The 17,581-nt window shown below is 55.3% G+C and carries 13 protein-coding genes; 9 read left to right on the top strand and 4 right to left on the bottom strand.

Annotated elements, in window-relative coordinates:
- Positions 1-17 precede the first annotated feature (17 nt).
- Both RFN81_RS15620 and RFN81_RS15625 read left to right on the top strand, forming a co-directional pair.
- The gene (locus RFN81_RS15620) at positions 18-4,886 is read left to right on the top strand and encodes an RHS repeat-associated core domain-containing protein (protein WP_264496700.1); all 4,869 of its coding nucleotides are present in this window, start codon (positions 18-20) and stop codon (positions 4,884-4,886) included.
- A complete protein-coding gene (locus RFN81_RS15625) occupies positions 4,861-5,283 on the top strand; it encodes a hypothetical protein (protein WP_264496701.1) in 423 nt (140 codons plus the stop codon). Before RFN81_RS15620 ends, RFN81_RS15625 begins: the two co-directional genes overlap by 26 nt.
- A 62-nt stretch (positions 5,284-5,345) precedes the next feature.
- On the opposite strand, the gene RFN81_RS15630 is transcribed toward RFN81_RS15625, so the two are convergent.
- Both RFN81_RS15630 and RFN81_RS15635 read right to left on the bottom strand, forming a co-directional pair.
- Positions 5,346-5,570 carry a type I toxin-antitoxin system SymE family toxin gene (locus RFN81_RS15630; RefSeq protein WP_264496702.1) on the bottom strand — a complete coding sequence of 75 codons (225 nt, stop codon included), beginning with the start codon at positions 5,568-5,570 and terminating at the stop codon, positions 5,346-5,348.
- A gap of 71 nt (positions 5,571-5,641) precedes the next feature.
- Positions 5,642-6,040 (bottom strand): helix-turn-helix domain-containing protein, encoded by a 399-nt coding sequence (locus RFN81_RS15635; protein WP_039552385.1) that lies wholly within the window; start codon positions 6,038-6,040, stop codon positions 5,642-5,644.
- 101 nt (positions 6,041-6,141) lie between these two features.
- Between RFN81_RS15635 and RFN81_RS15640 the strand changes: the two genes are divergently transcribed.
- From RFN81_RS15640 to RFN81_RS15655, 4 genes are all read left to right on the top strand, one after another.
- Positions 6,142-9,039: a DNA primase gene (locus RFN81_RS15640; RefSeq protein WP_264496703.1), complete on the top strand. Its 2,898-nt coding sequence runs from the start codon at positions 6,142-6,144 to the stop codon at positions 9,037-9,039.
- A gap of 45 nt (positions 9,040-9,084) precedes the next feature.
- Positions 9,085-10,128, top strand: a complete 1,044-nt coding sequence (gene xerC / locus RFN81_RS15645) for a site-specific tyrosine recombinase XerC (RefSeq protein ID WP_264496704.1) — start codon at positions 9,085-9,087, stop codon at positions 10,126-10,128.
- A gap of 1,059 nt (positions 10,129-11,187) precedes the next feature.
- Complete coding sequence (locus RFN81_RS15650; protein WP_264496705.1) at positions 11,188-11,523, top strand: hypothetical protein; 336 nt, start codon at positions 11,188-11,190, stop codon at positions 11,521-11,523.
- Between the two features lie 4 nt (positions 11,524-11,527).
- Positions 11,528-11,878 carry a hypothetical protein gene (locus RFN81_RS15655; RefSeq protein ID WP_264496706.1) on the top strand — a complete coding sequence of 117 codons (351 nt, stop codon included), beginning with the start codon at positions 11,528-11,530 and terminating at the stop codon, positions 11,876-11,878.
- A gap of 67 nt (positions 11,879-11,945) precedes the next feature.
- Here RFN81_RS15655 and RFN81_RS15660 read toward each other — a convergent pair whose 3' ends face one another.
- Together RFN81_RS15660 and RFN81_RS15665 are read right to left on the bottom strand one after the other, a co-directional pair.
- Positions 11,946-12,170, bottom strand: a complete 225-nt coding sequence (locus tag RFN81_RS15660; protein ID WP_264496707.1) for a type I toxin-antitoxin system SymE family toxin — start codon at positions 12,168-12,170, stop codon at positions 11,946-11,948.
- Positions 12,171-12,241: 71 nt separating this feature from the next.
- Positions 12,242-12,640, bottom strand: coding sequence for a helix-turn-helix domain-containing protein (locus RFN81_RS15665; RefSeq protein WP_039552385.1), 399 nt, complete (start codon positions 12,638-12,640; stop codon positions 12,242-12,244).
- 101 nt (positions 12,641-12,741) lie between these two features.
- Here RFN81_RS15665 and RFN81_RS15670 point away from each other — a divergent pair, with 101 nt between their 5' ends.
- From RFN81_RS15670 to RFN81_RS15680, 3 genes are all read left to right on the top strand, one after another.
- Positions 12,742-15,636, top strand: a complete 2,895-nt coding sequence (locus RFN81_RS15670; RefSeq protein WP_264496708.1) for a DNA primase — start codon at positions 12,742-12,744, stop codon at positions 15,634-15,636.
- Positions 15,637-15,749: 113 nt separating this feature from the next.
- A complete protein-coding gene (xerC, locus tag RFN81_RS15675) occupies positions 15,750-16,721 on the top strand; it encodes a site-specific tyrosine recombinase XerC (protein WP_378928683.1) in 972 nt (323 codons plus the stop codon).
- Between the two features lie 237 nt (positions 16,722-16,958).
- The gene (locus RFN81_RS15680) at positions 16,959-17,444 is read left to right on the top strand and encodes a hypothetical protein (protein WP_264496709.1); all 486 of its coding nucleotides are present in this window, start codon (positions 16,959-16,961) and stop codon (positions 17,442-17,444) included.
- Positions 17,445-17,581 lie beyond the last annotated feature (137 nt).

Here is a 17,581-nt window from a genome sequence, read left to right on the forward strand (position 1 = left end):
AAAAAGGACGTCATTTCATGAATCAGGATAAAAGCAGCGCGTTATCTGCCAGCGGAGAGGCCGCGAATGAAAGTTTTTCTACGGATAATAATATTTCAGGGGGATGTACAACCTGTGGCTGCGAGACTTTTGTTCAGTATGTCTACTCATCAGGGGAGCCTGTGGCAAATGCACCCTTTATTTTGACTGATAGTAGGGGTAATGAAATCGATGGGGAAACCGATGATAATGGTTTTTTTAAAATTCACGATATGGCTTGTGGTAATTACCAACTTGATATTCACGAAGGTTCGGATGATTTTAATCCCCAGGATACCGTAGAAAATAACCCCGTTCTGCAAAAAAATCCCACCTATGCTGTCTTGGCTGGAGAATATTTCACTCTGTATTTACTACTACATGAAAAAGGGATTATTGAATACGATGCTGAAGACAGTGAGCGTTATGATGAAGTAAATGTTGATGATAGTACCTTTGGCGGACTATTATTTTCTAATGTCGAAGATAAGTATCAGCTGGCCTATGACCGTTTTCAAGAATTAAAAAAACAGATTAACGCAGGCGATCGTGAATTAAAGCAAGCAATTAATAAAATTCATCATAGCTTGTCGGCAGAAGTCGCCGATCAGACAACAGAAACTTCAGTTTTATTGCTTAGTCAAATTATTCTTGGTTTTTTCCCAGTTGTAGGTCAAGCACCCGATGTTTATTTTATTAGTGAATGGTGTTGGGCTGCTTATAAAAAACCAGATAATCTGGAGGATAACTATTTCCTTGCTGAAGGTGCATTGAACATCATCGGCGTAATTCCTGGCCCCGGGCACGCGCTAAAAATTGCGGGTAAATCTGTTGTTCGTGCAATGAAAGTATTAGAAAAGAATGCGTTGGATAATCAGGCCATTCAACTTGCTGTTCGTGAAATTAGATATCTATCTAATGGTAATATTGTTCGATGGTTAAAGGATTTCGCGAGAAAAATAAATGAAGTGGCTAAAGAAGCCATCAACCTGCTCAATAAAATCATTACGGCCATTGAAGGGATGATAAATAATGCCACAAGTTCAGCAAAAAGCTGGATTGTTGCATTTACAAAAAATAGTTTTTCTGCAATTTGTGGCGTCATTAAAAAACTCATTGATAAATTTAAAGAGATCATCAATAAAATCAAAGAGAAAGTAAATGAGTTTATTGGAAAAATAATTACCAGAAAATCTGGATCAACGGTAGGTAAAGGGGCAGCGACAAAACCGGAAATTAAGGTAGCCGATAAAACCCCATCAGACGTTGGTGGTACGCCCGGTCATTCATCGTCTCAAGCTCAGAAAGCCGATGGAAAGAGCTGTTCTACATCAAACCACTGCCAAAGCGAAGGTGAACCCGTCGATATGGCCACGGGTTATGTGATTGATTGGCGTACTGATTTCCAGCTATCGGGTATTTTACCTCTGCCGATGAAACGCTATTACCGTTCTGGTGGTGAGCGAAAACCTGGTTTATTAGGCACCGTGTGGCGTACCAACTGGGATATCAGCCTGACGCTGAACGAGGGCGTCGCGATGCTTATGGACGGGGAATTTAATCAGGCCTTCTTCGCCCTGCCCGACGAAGGGGCGTTCAGTCGCGCACCGTCGAATCCACAATGGCGATTAACCCGCCAGCAGGGGGAACTCGTCCTTCACCATGTCGGTGGCCTGCGCTATCGCTTTGCATATGCCCTCGGCCTCCAGCTTTGTCTGACATCGATTGACGATGCCGTCGGCAACCGGGTGACGTTCGAATGGATGCTGGGCGAACTCCGCTGGGTGACGTTGTCTGACGGGCGTTTGATTCACGTCACAACGGAACACCAGAGGATGACGGCACTGACGCTGTGTACCCCGCAGCGTCAGCCCCTCAAAACGCTGGCCCGTTATACCTATGACGAACACGGCTACCTGCTGAGCGTGCGTGCGGAGGAGGGGCGTAATTTTGACTATCGCTACTCACCGGAAGGCTGGCTGCTGCGCTGGTCGGATTTGGGGTCGACCTGGGTTGAACACGACTACGATAAAAAAGGCCGCGCCATCCGCGACAGAACCGCAGAAGGCTACTGGCCGGGTCATTTTGAATACGACGATGACACCCTGACCAGCCACTATCATAGCGGGTTTGGCGGAATATTCAGCTACGTGCGCGATGCACGTAATAATATCTTGCTCAAACGTACCCCCGACGGCGGTGAGACCCGCTTCGAGTGGGTCGATAACCAGTTGATGGCCGAGACCGACCCGCTGGGCGGTCGCACGGTGTACCAGCGCAATGACTGGGGGCAGGTCACCGCGGTAACGCTGCCTGATGGCGCCATCCATCACTATACGTATGACGATGACGGACACCTGCTGGCCTACACCGACCCGCTGGGCAACGTCTGGCACTATCAGCGTAACGACGCCGGGCAGGTTGTCGAGGTGAACGACCCGGAAGGGCGCGAGTGGCTGTACCGCTATGATGACGCGGGGCTGTTATCGACGGTGATAAGCCCGGACGGCGTATTGCAGCGCTATCACTACAACGCCCGCGGCCTGCTCAGCCGCCTGGAGCGGGATGCGGCGCCAACGGTCCGGTTCCGCTATGACGACTTTGACCGTCTGACCGAACGACACATTGAGCACGAGGCGGGCGTACAGGTGCGCCGCTGGGAATATGACGGCGGGCGCGCCTCACCGGCTAAAGTGGTGTACGAAGACGGCAGCGAGACGCGCTTTGGCTACGATGTGGAGGGCAACCTGACGGCGGTGACGGATGCGCTGGGGCAGCGCTACCAGTTCCGCTACGGGGCGTTCGATAACCTGCTGGACGCGACCGACCCGCTGGGGGCAACGGTGCGCTACCACTACAATGCCGAGGCCGAGTTCGCCGGGGTGACGAACAGTCAGGGACGCGACTGGACCTACGGCTTTGACCACAGCGGTCGACTGAGCGAAGAGCGCCATTACGACGGTCGGGTGTACCAGTATCAGTACGATGTGGCCGACCGGCTGGTGCAGCGCATCGCACCGGATGGCAGCACGCTGCATTATGCGCATGATGCCGCCGGACGCATCATTACTATCACCGCCCGTAACGCGGACGGGGAAACCGACAGCGTCACGGCCTTGAACTACGACGCGGCGGGCCGCTTAATCCGGGCCGCCAACCCGGACGCCGTGGTGGAATACGCCTATAACCGCGCCGGGCAGGTGGTGGCGGAAACCCTTAACGGCGAGGCGGTGCAGAGCGATTATGACGCAGGCGGTCAGCGTGCCAGAGTCGATGGCCTGCTTGCCCCGCTGCACCTGGCGTGGCAGTCTGGGCGGCTGGCGTCGCTGGCAATTGGCGCACACGCACCGTTGCAGTTCAGCCATACGGCCGCGGGCGAAGAGCAGCGGCGTACCAACGGCAACGGGTTCTCGTTACGTCATGACTGGAGCCCGACGGGCCTGTTGCAACGTCAGGCGCTGGAAGGGGCGGATGGTCGGGTGAATGACGTGCTGGAGCGGCGCTACCAGTACGATGTGCTGGACCGTCTGACGGGTATCACAGACAGCCACTGGGGCGAACAGGCGTTCCGGCTGAACGGCGCCGGGCTGGTGACGGCAGAGCGCCGTGACCAAGGACGACGGCGTCAGGCGCGGCTGTTTGGCTACGACAGCGAACAGAACCTGTGCGAGGTGGCGCAGATAGCGCCGGGTCTGGGTGAGACGCTGAAGGTACAGGATGCGGTGGTACAGGCATCGGCACGGTACGATGCGGCGGGCCGGGTGGTCGAGCGGGGCCATACGCAGTACCGCTATGACGACTGTGGGCGTCTGATTGTGAAGCGGGAAACGCGGCCGGGGTTCAGGCCGAAGGAGACCTATTTCGACTGGGACGCGCAGGACCGGCTGGTACGGGTGAGCCTGCCGGACGGGGCGCGCTGGCGCTATCGCTACGATGCGTTCGGGCGCAGAATCAACAAGGTCCGCGAGGGGCAATCCCCGTCGGCGCAGGCGGTCACGCGCGTGGCGTACCGCTGGGACGGCGACCAACTGACCGGTCAGCAGCAGTACCGGGCCGACGGGTCGGCGGCACGGGAAGTGCAGTGGGTATACGAGCCGGGGAGCTTCCGGCCGCTGGCGCAGGTGGAGGCAAAAGGCGGGAGCACGCGCCTGCACTATATCGTGACCGACCTGACGGGCACGGCGCGGGAGCTGTGCAGCGAGGAAGGCGAAATCCACTGGCGCGGCGAACAGGCGCTGTGGGGCGGATACCGCGAGGAGCGGCGACCTATCCCGCTGCGGCGCTACCTGGGAGACGCGGCGAACGAGGAAGTGTACTGCGAACTGCGCTATCAGGGGCAATTGTACGATGCGGAAACCGGGCTTTACTACAACCGCCATCGTTACTATGATACGGAAAGCGGACAGTACCTATCGCCCGACCCGATAGGGCTGGCGGGAGGGCTGAGGCCGCAGGGTTATGTGCATAATCCGCTGGAGTGGGTTGATCCGCTGGGGCTTGTTGGGTGTCCTTTAAAGGATTCCCCTCTTGGCAAAAATGGTGTTGAACTTGAAAGAACTGTGTCCAAAAAAGGTAACGTGAAAGTTGACACGTTATTTGAGAACTCAAATGATGCAAAAAACTGGGCTGCAGAGAAATTAGGCCCAGGAAAAACAAGGATGTATGATAGTAATGGTAAGTGGATAGGTTGGCAGAATAAAGCAGGTGACTCAGTTTATTGGGGGCATAATGACTGGGGTAAAGGTGTTGGTAAGTCAACATATCCTCACTTGAATATAAATATCAATGGGGAAAAAGGGCATCTTTTCTTAAGAGATAAAATAATTAACAGAGGCCAATGGGATGACTTCTCAAACGCTTTCAAATGAAAATAATGAGTTATTGACGATCGCATCAGAGTCCTTTCTGAAAGGATGGAGCTTTAGTGAGCAAAGATTGACTGTTGATTTAATAACGTCAGATGATGATGAATTGACAGTGTATATAGAGACTGATCTGGTTCAATCATCACCAATATATTTAAATGAAGATTTAAATATATGCCGTTTATCTATACAGGATATGCATAAAATACTAGCTATTCAGCATGGCTATTATGTTCCACCCAGTAAGTTTAGTGATTTAATGAAATATTCATCAGAATGTTACTCTTTTTTTTATGGTAAGAAGAGTGATTTTAAATATCTTGCATCTTTTGTTGGCTATGAAAAATATATAGCTTGTCCGATTAAATTTTTGGAAGATGTATCTTGGAACATTAAGTAGTAAAAGCCGGAAGTGATCCAACGATCCTTCCGGCTTTATTATTTTTAGTCGTTGGTCAGTCGCTAAAAATTAATCTGCGTCTCGATAATAATCCTGCCGCGCTCCACCGTGACGGTGACGGGCATCCCGGTGATAAAACCCGACTCTTCCAGCCAGCGGCCTTTAAGGTTGATGGCAGAGGGCGGGTTAGGCTTGCCATTATGCGAAGCATATCCCACGGTGTAGTAACGCTCTGTTTTGCCTGCTTTATTAACGGTGGCGCCTGACTTAGAATGTGCCTTAGCCATAGTAACTACCTCGTTTAGTTGCTTGTGGTGAGCGGCGTTATCGTGTTGGTAGCACGGTAACGTCGCGCTATTTATCGTTTACTGGTGATGTTCATCACCTGTTCCATCATTGCCTTCTTAACGAAACTGTCCAGAACGGCGATCAGCGCCTGTTGATCGGAGTCTGGTAACAGATCCGCCTTCTGCCACAGCGCATGTAGCGTGTGGTTGCGTACCTTCACTTCATCCGATACTGACTTACGGCCAACCAGTTCATCCATCGAAACCTGAAGCACGTCAGCGATGTTAACCACCGTCTCAAGGTGCGGGGCGCTCACGCCTTTTTCCCAGCGGTTGTAGACACGCGGATCAACGCCAAGGAGTTCGGCGAGCCTGACCTGACTCAGATTACGGGCTTCACGCAACAAGCGGAGGCGTTCGGCAAATGCTGACATATCCATACCTGCACACAATGAATTAATGTCACTCATTGTACTGCCTCCTTTTTAGCTGCCTGTTGCAAATGAATTAATATGTGAATATTATAATCTACTATATAGTCCATTGACAAGATTTTGACGGAGTAGATTTTATGGCACGCATCCCCGAATCTGAGTTGCAGCACCTGAAAGCCGCCGTGTCACTGGTTGAGGTGGTGCGTGGTCAAGGACGCAAGGTGGTGAAGTGCGGTAAAGACGTTGTGGTGCTGTGTCCGTTCCATCAGGAGAAAACCCCTTCAATGGTTATCTCGCCGGACAAGAACCTCTATCACTGCTTCGGCTGCGATGCAGGCGGCTCGGTGCTGGACTGGGTGATGAAAACGGAGGGCTTAAGCCTGCCGCACGCGGTCGATAAGCTGCGGCGTGAGTTGGGGAGCGTGCCCGCCGCTGAGCCGTTGCCGCCTGTTAGTGATATCGCTAATGAACAGGAAAGACAGGCGTTACTGCATCGTGTTACCGAGTTCTATCATCACACCTTACTCAATGCGCCGGACGCCATCGCCTATCTGGAAAAGCGCCGCCTCAATCATCCTGAGTTAGTCGCGCAGTTCCGCTTAGGGTTCGCCAACCGGACGCTGGGCTATCGTCTGCCGTCGAGCAAACTAAAAGACGGGGCAACCGTTCGCAGCCAGTTGCAGGCCATCGGGGTGATGCGTTCATCCGGCCATGAGCATCTGGCGGGTTCATTAGTCGTTCCGGTTATCGACCTTAACGGTCAGGTGCGGGAGTTATATGGCCGCAAGGTGGGTGACCGTCTGCGTGCCGGGACGCCAAAGCACCTGTACCTGCCGGGGCCACACGGCGGGGTGTGGAACGAGCAGGCGCTAGCGGCGAGTAAGTCGGTCATCTTATGTGAATCGCTTATCGATGCGATGTCGTTCTGGGTAGCGGGCTACCGGAACGTGACGGCGGCCTATGGAGTAAATGGCTTCACCGATGAGATGCGACAAGCCTTTATCCGCCACGGCGTGAAACAGGTGCTTATCGCGTTTGATAACGATACGGCAGGCGATGAAGGCGCGGTGAAACTGGCTGCTGCGTTAGCGGCTGACGGTATCGTGCCGTTCCGGGTGGTGTTCCCGGCCGGGATGGATGCGAACGAGTACCTGTGCAAAGTCTCCGAGCCAGAGCAGGCGTTCCGTGCGGTGGTTGAGGGGGCAATGGCGATGGGGGAAGCGGTCAGCGCTGAACCTGAATCCGAGCCTGAAATCGCCGCTGTACCACAGCCAGAGAAAACTTCTCAACCTGCCGCCTCTTTAGCGGCCGGGGTTGTGGTTGACGCGTTGCCGAACGGTGAGCTTGAAATCGCGTTATCCGGCCAGCAATGGCGCATCCGGGGCATGGCATCGGTGAAAGCGGGTAGCGGCGTGATGAAGGTGAACGCGCAGGTACTGGATACGCAAAGCGGTGTGGTGTTCGCGGACAGCGTGGACATGATGAGCGCGCGGAGTCGGGCGGGTTACGCGCGGCTGGCTGCATCAGAGCTGGGGTTAGCGGAAAGCGACCTTAAACGCAGCTTGGGCTATGTGCTGCTGGCACTGGAGGCGCATCTGAGCCAGCCGGAAACCCACGGTGAAACTACGCAGGATATTACCGATGTACAGCGGGATGAGGCGCTGGCGCTGCTGCGTGACCCGAACCTGATTAGCAGGCTGACGGATGACCTTGCGGCCTGCGGCGTGGTCGGGGAATCGACCAACTTAGTGGCGGGGTATCTGGCGGCGGTGTCGCGCAAGCTGGACAGGCCGTTAGCGGTGTTAATCCAGAGCAGTTCGGCGGCGGGTAAATCCAGCCTGATGGATGCGGTGCTGAACCTGATACCAGCGGAAGAACGGTTGCAGTACAGCGCCATGACGGGACAAAGCCTGTTCTATCTGGGTGAAACGAACTTACAGCACAAGATACTGGCGATAGCGGAAGAGGAAGGCGTGCGGCAAGCCGCCTATGCGCTGAAACTGTTGCAGAGTGACGGAGAACTGACCATCGCCAGTACCGGTAAGGATGATGCCACAGGCAATCTGGTCACCAAGCAGTACACGGTGAAAGGCCCGGTGATGCTGATGTTAACCACCACGGCCATCGACGTGGATGAAGAGCTGTTAAACCGCTGTCTGGTGCTGACGGTGAATGAGAGTCGCGAACAGACCGAAGCGATACACGCCTTGCAGCGGCACAAGCAAACGCTGGAAGGCTTACTGATGGAGAACGAAAAAGGCTATCTCACTGAGCTGCACCAGAACGCGCAACGGTTACTCAAGCCGTTAAAAGTGGTGAACCCGTTCGCCAGTCAGCTCACGTTCCTGAGCGATAAAACCCGCACCCGCCGCGACCATATGAAATACCTCACGCTTATCCAGTCAATCGCGCTGTTGCACCAGTACCAGCGGGAAGTGAAACAGGTTGAACACCGTGGCACGGTTATCGAGTATATTGAAGTCGAGCGTTCGGACATCGTGCTGGCCAACCAACTGGCGCATGAAATCCTTGGCCGGACGCTGGACGAAATGCCGCCACAGACACGCAAGCTGTTGCTGCTGATACAGGGGATGGTGAATCAGTTAGCGCATGCACAGAACAAAAAACCGTGTGAGGTGCGCTTTACCCGCCGGGATATCCGCAACACGACGCAGTGGAGTGACAGCCAGCTCAAGCTGCACTGCCTGCGACTGGCTGAAATGGAATACCTGCTGGTTCATGGCGGGAGCCGGGGACACTTGTTGCAGTACGAACTGCTGTGGGATGGCACCGTGCCAGAAGGGGCGCACCTGTGCGGGTTAATCGAGCCGGAAGTCAGTGAAAAAGACGGGTACGACTTGCGCAAGTCTGGGTCTGGTAATAGCAAGTCGGGGTCAAGTCTGCCCCAAGTCGGGGCCAAGTCTGGGTCGGGAAAACCGCGCCAAGCCGCAGCCGATAAGGGTTCACCTGCTACAAGTCGGGTTAACGGCAAAAGCACGGTTCCGGCAGCACACAATAAACCCATCGTACCGTAGTTCCCTTATCCGCTTCTTCCCCCTTACCTCGCAGGACGCGCCGCCATGACCAAACCCAAATCCCCGACACTGGAAGCCCTTTACCTTAGCAGCCTGTCACAGACGCTGCGCCAGTACATGAGTGCGTACCTTGCGCACCTGAGCGCAACGAACCACAGCCCGCGCACGGTAGAAGGGTACGGTGAACGGCTGCGCCCGTTCGTAACGTGGTGCGAAGAGCGAGGTATCATGCAGGCGGCACAGGTGAGCCTGTCGGTGCTGGAAGCGTATCAGCGGCATCTGCACGGCTACCGCAAGGCGGACGGAAAACTACTGGTACAGGGCGGGCAGCTTAACCGCCTGACGGCTATCAGGATGCTGTTCCGCTGGCTGCTGCAACGGCATCATATCCTGTACAACCCGGCCGAACAGATGACGCTGCCGAAAGCCGAGAAGCGATTACCGGCGCAGATACTGAGCGAGGAGGAAACCGAAGCGGTGATGGACGCGCAGGATACGGAGACGTTAACCGGACTGCGTAACCGCGCGGTGCTGGAAATGCTGTGGAGCACGGGGCTACGGCGTTCAGAGCTGGCCGGGCTGATGCTGGCCGATGTGGACGTGGGACGTGGTGTGCTTGTCGTCAGGCAGGGTAAAGGCAACAAAGACAGAGTGGTGCCAGTAGGAATGCGGGCGCTGGTCTGGGTGCAGCGCTATCTGGACGCGGTGCGGCCACGGCTGACGACGAAGCACGACAGCGGTTACCTGTTCGTGACGATATGGGGCAAACGGCTGGCGCGGTCAACGCTGACGATACTGGCGGGAAGCGCTATCCGCGAACAGGCGCACCTGAAAAAGGCGGGGGCGTGTCATGTGTTCCGGCATTCGATGGCGACACAGATGCTGGAGAACGGCGCAGACACGCGACACATACAAGCGATACTCGGCCATGAGAAGCTGGAAACCACGCAGGTCTACACCAAAGTGGCAATCGGGCATCTGAAACAGGTGCATGAGAAGACCCATCCGGCAGAGCGCAAGCCAAAAGCCCGACGCAGGAAGAAGCGCAAACCGGACACCCCGCCGCAGTCGGACAGCCCGCAAAAGTAGCTCGCTCTCTTCAACATCGCAGGACGGTGCAGGGCAGCAAGCCCTCGTCCCTGCGGGCTTACTGCCTTGTTCAGCTAAGGTGCCCCGGCGGTAAATGTCGCCCGGCCAGCGCTCACCGTCATCACACTCTGCTCTTAACGTTGCTGGCCGTTCGTCATTCAACATAATGTGGCATTACGCGCAAGTTGCTGAACGCAACCCACGCGCAACACACATTATGTCGGCGCCGGTTGGGTAATGGGCGCACTGCGGTTACTTCCACATCGGCGTGCGGCTGGCCGCCGGGGTTCAGCCCTGTGGTGCGGTGTGGCGCACAGGGCTGCGCCCTCTGCTGTCGGCAACGGTAATCGTTCTTCCGCTCTCACGGTGTGGCCGCCCTCCCTGGCGGCGCAGGCTCCGGCGTCAGCCTTCAGGCAACGTCAACATCAAGGTCAACCCCACAGCAGAAGCCGCTCCTTCGTCACGGCGCTAAACGGCGTTACCTCGCCCCCGCCCCAACCCCGCTGCACTGGCTGCGCCCGGCTCGCAGTCGCCCGCTCCTCGCTCGTTCCCGTGCTCGCCATCTCCGCCCCGTGCGGCCCCCGCCGGGGCCTCCCTGCTTAACGTCTTGTCTTGCGGGCTTCGCCAGCCCGCACCCGGCAGACACTTCCCCGTCCCACAGCGAGCTGCGGAACGGCTCGCGCCGCGATAAACCCCGGTTCATTAACACAACGACTAATGGCAGCGGCTGCCGCCGCTGCTATGATGTGGGGCAGGCAGACAGGGAAGTCACAGCGTGGCGGTAGCGTGTCCGGGGGTAAAAGTGCGCGTCGGGGTGTTCGGGTTACGGTGATGTTAAATAGGACGAAAACGCCGTCTGAAAAGGCTGTTGCTTCAATAGGTTAAGTGCGTTAAAAAGTACGACTGCATCAGGATCGTCCCTATGACCCGATAGGGTTGCTTGGGGGTATCCGGCCGCAAGGGTATGTACCGAATCCCTTCTGTTGGGTCGATCCTCTTGGTCTATCTAAGTGTCCTGAAAAATGGGACGTAGGAAGTTATGAGGATCTGCGAAATTCAGTGAAAGGAAAAAATCTTGAATTAGATGTCCACCACGTTGGTCAAAAGGCAATAATGAAAGATTTAGTAAAAGATTACGATCCTAAAACAGCTCCCTCAATGTTAGTTCCCAAAGAAGGTCATACTCTTTCTAAAGAGGGTGTTGGAATAGTATCAAGAAGTAAAATAAATCCGACGACAGGGCAACCATTTAGCTCCGCTAGGGATGTTATCGCTAGAGATATTAAAGAGCTTAGAAGAGTTTATCCTGATGTCCCAAATGCTAAACTACGTGAGTTGATTGATTTGAATAAATCAATGTATCCGGAAGTGAGATATAAAAACTTTGGGAGGTGATTTTATGTCTGGTAATGAGAAATTTGTTGATTCAATCTTTAATGAAGCGCTCGAAGATAATTTTCTTCGTTATAAGAATATCTTAACAAAGGCACCTGATGAAGGTGTTGATGTTTATGCAAAAGCTAGAAGAGCTTTATCATCACTTAGTGATGAGGATAAAGAGGCTGTTTTTGATTTTTTTAAAATAACTATTACAGATACAGCGTCAATAATACTAGGGACTATTGATGGTTCTCATTTTCCTCCTGGAATAGATGATGATTTTAAATTGATTTATGGTGATGAAGAGATCCAAGGAGATTTACAGGATCTATTCATTGAAAAGGCAGAGGATAAGGGTATTTATAATTAAAAAATAAAAAGCCGGAAGTGATCCAACGATCCTTCCGGCTTTATTATTTTTAGTCGTTGCTCAGCCGCTAAAAATTAATCTGCGTCTCAATAATAATCCTGCCCCGCTCCACCGTGACGGTCACCGGCATGCCGGTGATAAAGCCACACTCTTCCAGCCAGCGGCCTTTAAGGTTGATGGCGGAGGGCGGGTTGGATTTACCATTATGCGACGCGTATCCCACGGTGTAGTAACGCTCTGTTTTGGTTGCTTTATTAACGGTGACGCCTGACTTAGAATGTGCCTTAGCCATAGTAACTACCTCGTTTAGTTGCTTGTGGTGAGCGGCGTTATCGTGTTGGTAGCACGGTAACGTCGCGCTATTTATCGTTTACTGGTGATGTTCATCACCTGTTCCATCATTGCCTTCTTAACGAAACTGTCCAGAACGGCGATCAGCGCCTGTTGATCGGAGTCTGGTAACAGATCCGCCTTCTGCCACAGCGCATGTAGCGTGTGGTTGCGTACCTTCACTTCATCCGATACTGACTTACGGCCAACCAGTTCATCCATCGAAACCTGAAGCACGTCAGCGATGTTAACCACCGTCTCAAGGTGCGGGGCGCTCACGCCTTTTTCCCAGCGGTTGTAGACACGCGGATCAACGCCAAGGAGTTCGGCGAGCCTGACCTGACTCAGATTACGGGCTTCACGCAACAAGCGGAGGCGTTCGGCAAATGCTGACATATCCATACCTGCACACAATGAATTAATGTCACTCATTGTACTGCCTCCTTTTTAGCTGCCTGTTGCAAATGAATTAATATGTGAATATTATAATCTACTATATAGTCCATTGACAAGATTTTGACGGAGTAGATTTTATGGCACGCATCCCCGAATCTGAGTTGCAGCACCTGAAAGCCGCCGTGTCACTGGTTGAGGTGGTGCGTGGTCAAGGACGCAAGGTGGTGAAGTGCGGTAAAGACGTTGTGGTGCTGTGTCCGTTCCATCAGGAGAAAACCCCTTCAATGGTTATCTCGCCGGACAAGAACCTCTATCACTGCTTCGGCTGCGATGCAGGCGGCTCGGTGCTGGACTGGGTGATGAAAACGGAGGGCTTAAGCCTGCCGCACGCGGTCGATAAGCTGCGGCGTGAGTTGGGGAGCGTGCCCGCCGCTGAGCCGTTGCCGCCTGTTAGTGATATCGCTAATGAACAGGAAAGACAGGCGTTACTGCATCGTGTTACCGAGTTCTATCATCACACCTTACTCAATGCGCCGGACGCCATCGCCTATCTGGAAAAGCGCCGCCTCAATCATCCTGAGTTAGTCGCGCAGTTCCGCTTAGGGTTCGCCAACCGGACGCTGGGCTATCGTCTGCCGTCGAGCAAACTAAAAGACGGGGCAACCGTTCGCAGCCAGTTGCAGGCCATCGGGGTGATGCGTTCATCCGGCCATGAGCATCTGGCGGGTTCATTAGTCGTTCCGGTTATCGACTTTAACGGTCAGGTGCGGGAGTTATATGGGCGCAAAGTGGGTGAGCGTCTGCGTGCCGGGACGCCAAAGCACCTGTACCTGCCGGGGCCACACGGCGGGGTGTGGAACGAGCAGGCGCTAGCGGCGAGTAAGTCGGTCATCTTATGTGAATCGCTACTCGATGCGATGTCGTTCTGGGTAGCGGGGTATCGCAATGTGACGGCGGCCTATGGAGTAAATGGCTTCACCGATGAGATGCGACAAGCCTTTATCCGCCACGGCGTGAAACAGGTGCTTATCGCGTTTGATAACGATACGGCAGGCGATGAAGGCGCGGTGAAACTGGCTGCTGCGTTAGCGGCTGACGGTATCGTGCCGTTCCGGGTGGTGTTCCCGGCCGGGATGGATGCGAACGAGTACCTGTGCAAAGTCTCCGAGCCAGAGCAGGCGTTCCGTGCGGTGGTTGAGGGGGCAATGGCGATGGGGGAAGCGGTCAGTGCGGAACCTGAACCCGCGCCACAACGGAAAGCTGCGTCACAGCCTGAAAAACCGTCTCAACCTGCTGCTTCCTTAGCGGCGGGTGTGGTGGTTGAAGCCTTGCCGAACGGTGAGCTTGATATCGCGCTGTCCGGCCAGCAATGGCGCATCCGTGGGATGGCGTCAGTGAAAACGGGTAGCGGCGTAATGAAGGTGAACGCGCAGGTACTGGATACGCAAAGCGGTGTGGTGTTCGCGGACAGCGTGGACATGATGAGCGCGCGGAGTCGGGCGGGTTACGCGCGGCTGGCTGCATCAGAGCTGGGGTTAGCGGAAAGCGACCTTAAACGCAGCTTAGGCCATGTGCTGCTGGCACTGGAGGCGCATCTGAGCCAGCCGGAAACCCACGGTGAAACTACGCAGGATATTACCGATGTACAGCGGGATGAGGCGCTGGCGCTGCTGCGTGACCCGAACCTGATTAGCAGGCTGACGGATGACCTTGCGGCCTGCGGCGTGGTCGGGGAATCGACCAACTTAGTGGCGGGGTATCTGGCGGCGGTGTCGCGCAAGCTGGACAGGCCGTTAGCGGTGTTAATCCAGAGCAGTTCGGCGGCGGGTAAATCCAGCCTGATGGATGCGGTGCTGAACCTGATACCAGCGGAAGAACGGTTGCAGTACAGCGCCATGACGGGACAAAGCCTGTTCTATCTGGGTGAAACGAACTTACAGCACAAGATACTGGCGATAGCGGAAGAGGAAGGCGTGCGGCAAGCCGCCTATGCGCTGAAACTGTTGCAGAGTGACGGAGAACTGACCATCGCCAGTACCGGTAAGGATGATGCCACAGGCAATCTGGTCACCAAGCAGTACACGGTGAAAGGCCCGGTGATGCTGATGTTAACCACCACGGCCATCGACGTGGATGAAGAGCTGTTAAACCGCTGTCTGGTGCTGACGGTGAATGAGAGTCGCGAACAGACCGAAGCGATACACGCCTTGCAGCGGCACAAGCAGACGCTGGCAGGGTTGCTGATGGAGAACGAGAAAGGCTATCTGACCGAGCTGCACCAGAATGCGCAGCGCCTGTTACGTCCGCTTAAGGTGGTCAATCCCTATGCGTCACAGCTTACGTTCCTGAGCGACAAAACAAGAACTCGCCGCGACCATATGAAATACCTGACGTTAATCCAGTCCATCGCGCTGCTGCACCAGTACCAGCGGGAAGTTAAAACCGTCTCGCACCGTGGGCAGGTTATCGAATACATCGAGGTAGCGCGTTCCGATATCGTGCTGGCGAATCGGTTAGCCCATGAAATCCTTGGCCGGACGCTGGACGAAATGCCGCCACAGACCAGAAAGCTGTTGCTGCTGATACAGGGCTGGGTAAAAGACAGTGGTCAGCCGAAAGCTGAATACCACTTTACCCGCAAACAGCTACGGGATGCGGTGCAGTGGGGCGACACACAACTGAAAATCCACCTTGCCCGGCTGGTTGAACTGGAATACCTGCTGCTGCATAAGCGAGGTCTGACGTTCTGCTATGAACTGCTGTTCGATGGCGATGCCCAGGCGGATAACACGCATCTGTGCGGGCTTATCGACGTGCCGGAAGCGATAGAAATAACAGAGAAAGGTCAGTACGACTCCGCCCGGTCGGGGGTAAGTGAAAAGCGGTCGGCCACTGGTCGGGGTGCAGTCGGTGGTCGGTCGGATAAGACTATCACCACTAAGGCCAGTGCTGGCAAGGGTTCTGTGCCATCCGGTCGGGTTAACGGCAAAAGCACGGTTCCGGCAGCACACAATAAACCCATCGTACCGTAGTTCCCTTATCCGCTTCTCCCCCTCACTCCGCAGGACGCGCCGCCATGACCAAATAATCCCCGACACTGGAAGACCTTTACCTTAGCAGCCTGTCACAGACGCTGCGCCAGTACATGAGCGCGTACCTTGCGCACCTGACAGCCACGAACCACAGCCCGCGCACGGTAGAAGGGTACGGCGAACGGCTGCGCCCGTTCGTGACGTGGTGTGAAGAGCGGGGGCTGACGCAGGCGGCACAGGTGAGCCTGTCGGTGCTGGAAGCCTATCAGCGCCATCTGCACGGCTACCGCAAAGCCGACGGCAAACCGCTGGCACAAGGGGGACAACTTAACCGCCTGTCAGCGATACGTGGGCTGTTCCGCTGGCTGCTGCAACGGCATCATATCCTGTACAACCCGGCGGAGCAGATGACGCTGCCGAAAGCGGAGAAGCGGCTTCCGGCGCAGATACTGAGCGAGGAAGAAACGGAAGCGGTGATGGACGCACAGGACACCGAGACGTTAACCGGACTACGTAACCGCGCCGTGTTGGAAATGCTGTGGAGCACGGGGCTGAGGCGCAGCGAACTGGCTAACCTGATGCTGGCCGATGTGGACGTGGGGCGCGGGGTTCTGGTGGTGCGACAGGGCAAAGGGAACAAAGACCGGGTTGTTCCGGTGGGGCTGCGGGCGCTGGTCTGGGTGCAGCGCTATCTGGACGCGGTGCGGCCACGGCTGACGACGAAGCACGACAGCGGCACTCTGTTCGTGACGATATGGGGCAAACGGCTGGCCCGGTCAACGCTGACGATACTGGCGGGAAGCGCTATCCGCGAACAGGCGTACCTGAAAAAGGCGGGGGCGTGTCATGTGTTCCGGCATTCGATGGCGACACAGATGCTGGAGAACGGCGCAGACACGCGACACATACAAGCGATACTCGGCCATGAGAAGCTGGAAACCACGCAGGTCTACACCAAAGTGGCAATCGGCCATCTGAAACAGGTGCATGAGAAGACGCATCCGGCAGAGCGGAAGCCAAAAGCCCGACGCAGGAAGAAGCGCAAACCGGACACCACACCGCAGCCGGACAGCCCGAAAAAGTAGCGCCCTCGCTTCAACATCGCAGGACGGTGCAGGGCAGCAAGCCCTCGTCCCTGCGGGCTTACTGCCTTGTTCAGCTAAGGTGCCCCGGCGGTAAATGTCGCCCGGCCAGCGCTCACCGTCATCACTCTCTGCAACAATCGTTGCTGGCCTGTCGTCATTCAACATAATGTGGCATTACGCGCAAGTTGCTGAACGCAACCCACGCGCAACACACATTATGTCGGCGCCGGTTGGGTAATGGGCGCACTGCGGTTACTTCCACATCGGCGTGCGGCTGGCCGCCGGGGTTGGGTCCTTGGCACGGTGTGGCGCACAGGGCTGCGCCCTCTGCTGCGAACATCGCGCCCGTTCTTCGGCTTCCACGTTGTGGCCGCCCTCCCTGCCGGCACTGGCTCCGGCGTCAATCCTCGGCCAACATCGACGTCAACCCCACAGAAGAAGCCGTTCCTGCGTCACGGCGCTGAAGGGCTTCACCTCGCCCCCGCCCCAACCCCGCTGCACTGGCTGCGCCCGGCTCGCGCCGCGATAAACCCCGGTTCATTAACACAACGACTAATGGCAGCGGCTGTCGCCGCTGCTATGATGTGGGGCAGGCAGACAGGGAAGTCACAGCGTGGCGGTAGCGTGTCCGGGGGTAAAAGTGCGCGTCGGGGTGTTCGGGTTACGGTGATGTTAAATAGGACGAAAACGCCGTCTGAAAAGGCTGTTGCTTCAATAGGTTAAGTGCGTTAAAAAGTACGACTGCATCAGGATCGTCCCTATGACCCGATAGGGTTGGCGGGAGGCAAAAGGGCATATGGTTATGTAAAAAATCCTCTCAGTTGGGTAGACCCCCTTGGATTGAGTGGATGTCCTACTCA

It is taken from the genome of Pectobacterium cacticida (assembly GCF_036885195.1).
GTDB lineage: Bacteria > Pseudomonadota > Gammaproteobacteria > Enterobacterales > Enterobacteriaceae > Pectobacterium > Pectobacterium cacticida.